Origin of the sequence: Nocardiopsis lucentensis DSM 44048 (genome assembly GCF_000341125.1) — a bacterium.
Lineage (GTDB): Bacteria > Actinomycetota > Actinomycetes > Streptosporangiales > Streptosporangiaceae > Nocardiopsis > Nocardiopsis lucentensis.
Genome location: NZ_ANBC01000488.1, coordinates 1 through 1,640 on the forward strand (window position 1 = coordinate 1; position 1,640 = coordinate 1,640).

A 1,640-nucleotide genomic window follows, 5' to 3' on the forward strand; every position below is an offset into this window, starting at 1 on the left:
CGGCGTGAGAGCACCCGGGCGAACGTTTCCGGCCACAGCACTAGGCGCGGCGGGGCGACCGATCGGATCGCAGGCGGCCCTTGCGGACCGGACCCGACCGTCCAGGGAGGGCGGGCCCGGTCCGTCACCCGTCCGCCCGGAGGCGGGGCGCGGCACACTGGCGGCGGTCTCCGGGCTGACGGGGAGAGGCCAGGGTGCCGGTCAGGCCAACCGGGTGGCCCGAAGCCCGTCGAGCGGATACTCCCGTGGGAGCGTGGCCGTGTCACCGGGGACGGTGATCTGCACGGTGATGGGGCGCGATGACCCGGCGGTCAGGAGCTGGTCGGCCTGGGAGCTCAGGTACGCCTTGCCGCCCTCGTAGATGACGTCGACTCCCGAGGCCTGGACCTTGGCGCCCTGCAGCGTCGGCAGGTCGAATGAGATCCGGAACGTGCGCACATCCGCGTTCTTGCCCGTGTCGCCGTTCCTGTCGGCCGCGGTGAGGGTCAGCTCGAAGCTGTACACCCTGCCCCGCGGGTCGTAGTTCTCCCACGAGGTGTTGAACTTCTTCGTCACGGTGATCTCGTCATAGCTGGGCTTGACGGGCATCTGCGTGATGAGCCCAGCTCCGTTCATGACCTCCAGGCCGTCCACGGGGATCTTCCCGTTGCCGATGCGCTCGGCCTGGTCGGGGATGTGATCGGTGGTCATGTCCAGGTGGTTGACGTTTCCGGCGGAGTCCACGGCGTAGAAGTTGCCGACGGTGTCGAAGAACATGGCCGAGTAGGAGCGCCGGGACCCGGCGGACGCGCTCGCCTCGGCGGGCTTGAAGACGGCCTGCTTGAGTACGGTCTTCATGGGGTCCCTGCCCGGGTCCACGTGGAGCAGGTCGCCGTTGTCGCCCTCCACCGAGATCAGCCGGTGGTCTTTCGGGTGGCGGGCGAAGTCATCCCATCGGCCTCCGCCCGGTCGGGGCCCGGGGGTCGCCGTCTTGGTCGTCACGTCGATCGAGTGGCTGGGGCCGTTGGGGTCGCCCGCGATGAACAGGGTCTTGCCGTCGGCGCTCATGTCTCCGTCGTACCAGGTCACGTCGCTGGGCAGATCCTTGACGCGGTGGCTGTCGAGTGTGCCCGCCTCGACGTCGATGGTGATGAGGTCGCCGCCGCTGACGGCGAAGAGCAGGGGCTCTTTGCCGTCTCCTCGGTACTGGGCTCCCATGGCGGTGTATCCGGGCTCGTACGGGGGCACGTTCTCGGCCAGGCGGGTGTCGCCATCGATCGGATCGAATCGGTAGATCCTGGTGTTGTTCCTGCCTACCGCGAGGTACACCTTACGATGCGTCACTCAGAGTCTCCTGTTGGAGTCGGGTGTCGATGCTTGTTCGGGTCCTGCCGGTGCGCAGCGGCCCATCCGGGGAAGAGCGCGCCGCCTCCGGGGGATCCTCACGCTCCGATGGTTTCAGGACTGCTCGCTGTTACCGGATAGTACGGTTTTGTGTGACTTTTGATACACGGAGCGTTTCTCGGTGTGCTTCGCGGAGCTGGAGCACGAGCACGGCCCGGGTGGTCCCTCCGGCCCGGCGGAGCCGACGTCCCTCTCCCGCCGCGCCACCGCCGCAGGGATCTCCTTGCTCCGACGACGGTGCGGCGGGGCCGGGGGGG

At 68.4% G+C, this 1,640-nt stretch carries 1 protein-coding gene; it reads right to left on the minus strand.

What is annotated here, in order from left to right; all coding sequences use genetic code 11:
• Positions 1-201: 201 nt before the first annotated feature.
• Entirely contained in the window at positions 202-1,323 is a 1,122-nt protein-coding gene (locus D471_RS0117420) for a hypothetical protein (RefSeq protein WP_152486346.1), read from the minus strand.
• Between the last annotated feature and the right edge of the window lie 317 nt (positions 1,324-1,640).